We start from the raw sequence: 1,828 nt of genomic DNA on the forward strand, positions 1-1,828 counted from the left end.
TGAAACTCAAAGGAATTGACGGGGGCCCGCACAAGCGGAGGAACATGTGGTTTAATTCGATGATACGCGAGGAACCTTACCCGGGTTTAAATGTAGATTGCATGAGGTGGAAACACTTCTTCCCTTCGGGGCTATTTACAAGGTGCTGCATGGTTGTCGTCAGCTCGTGCCGTGAGGTGTCGGGTTAAGTCCCATAACGAGCGCAACCCCTATCGCCAGTTGCCATCGGTTGAAGCCGGGCACTCTGTCGAGACTGCCACCGTAAGGTGCGAGGAAGGCGGGGATGACGTCAAATCAGCACGGCCCTTACACCCGGGGCGACACACGTGTTACAATGGCCGGTACAGAGGGCAGCCACGGGGTGACCCGGAGCGAATCTCTAAAGCCGGTCGTAGTTCGGACTGGAGTCTGCAACCCGACTCCACGAAGTTGGATTCGCTAGTAATCGCGCATCAGCCATGGCGCGGTGAATACGTTCCCGGGCCTTGTACACACCGCCCGTCAAGCCATGGAAGCCGGGAGTACCTGAAGATCGTGACCGCGAGGAACGGGCTAGGGTAATACCGGTAACTGGGGCTAAGTCGTAACAAGGTAGCCGTACCGGAAGGTGCGGCTGGAACACCTCCTTTCTGGAGCGGTGGCTCATGTGGCTCGCTACCCGTTTCACGTTTTTTCACGTTACATGATTGCCCGATAGCGGGTTAACCATAGTCTCTTAGCTCAGTTGGTTAGAGCGCTACACTGATAATGTAGAGGTCCGCGGTTCAACTCCGCGAGGGACTACAGCCGGGGGATTAGCTCAGTTGGCTAGAGCGCCTGATTTGCATTCAGGAGGTCAAGGGTTCGACTCCCTTATTCTCCACGGATAAAGTTCTTTGACATGCTGGAACGTTAATGGATCATTTGATCCACGAAGTAAGAATGTAGTAGAATAACACAGAGCCGTCCCCGTGGTGATACAGGGGACAAGGTAGATTATAAAAGTACACGACGCTAACGAACGTGAACGATTAAGGGCGCGCGGTGGATGCCTAGGCTCTCGGAGGCGAAGAAGGACGCGATAAGCCGCGATAGTCCACGGCGAGGTGCAAGTAACTCTTGACCCGTGGGTTTCCGAATGGGGCAACCCGGCCGTCTAGATGACGGTCATGCATTATCATGCAGGCGAACGCGGGGAACTGAAACATCTCATTACCCGCAGGAGAAGAAAACAAAAAGTGATTCCCCCAGTAGTGGCGAGCGAACGGGGAAGAGCCCAAACCGCTGCCGTTTCGGCGACAGCGGGGTCATGGGACCGCGAGATTCGACGGAAGACGAAGTGCAATTACCTGGAAAGGTAAGCCGTGGAGGGTGATAGCCCCGTGCACGACACCTCTTTCTTAGATAGCGGTATCCCGAGTAGGGCGGGACACGAGAAATCCTGCCTGAATTCGCCAGGACCTCCTGGCAAGGCTAAATACTCCCGAGAGACCGATAGTGAACCAGTACCGCGAGGGAAAGGTGAAAAGTACCCCGAGCAGGGGGGTGAAATAGACCCTGAACCCGCGCGCCTACAAGCGGTCGGAGCCGAGTAATTCGGTGACGGCGTGCCTTTTGCATAATGAGCCTACGAGTTAGTCGTCACCAGCGAGGTTAAGGGCTTCAGGCCCGTCAGCCGAAGTGAAAGCGAGCCTTAACAGGGCGTGAAGTTGGTGGCGCTAGACGCGAAACCTTGTGATCTACCCACGAGCAGGTTGAAGTCGCGGTAACGCGTGATGGAGGACCGAACCGGTAAACGTTGAAAAGTTTTCGGATGACTCGCGGGTAGGGGTGAAAGGCCAATCAAACT

The 1,828-nt window shown here is 55.3% G+C and carries 2 tRNA genes and 2 rRNA genes; all 4 read left to right on the top strand.

Annotated features, from left to right (window positions below):
• A 16S ribosomal RNA gene (locus tag WS34_RS14420) occupies nucleotides 1–629 on the top strand; the annotation flags it as partial.
• Nucleotides 630–709: 80 nt separating this feature from the next.
• Nucleotides 710–783 (top strand) — tRNA-Ile (locus tag WS34_RS14425).
• A 5-nt stretch (nucleotides 784–788) separates the two neighbouring features.
• Nucleotides 789–862, top strand: a tRNA-Ala gene (locus WS34_RS14430).
• A gap of 138 nt (nucleotides 863–1,000) precedes the next feature.
• Nucleotides 1,001–1,828: ribosomal RNA gene (locus WS34_RS14435) — 23S ribosomal RNA — on the top strand; the annotation flags it as partial.

The sequence above is a fragment of the Odoribacter sp. N15.MGS-14 genome (assembly GCF_000980245.1).
GTDB lineage: Bacteria > Bacteroidota > Bacteroidia > Bacteroidales > Marinifilaceae > Odoribacter > Odoribacter splanchnicus.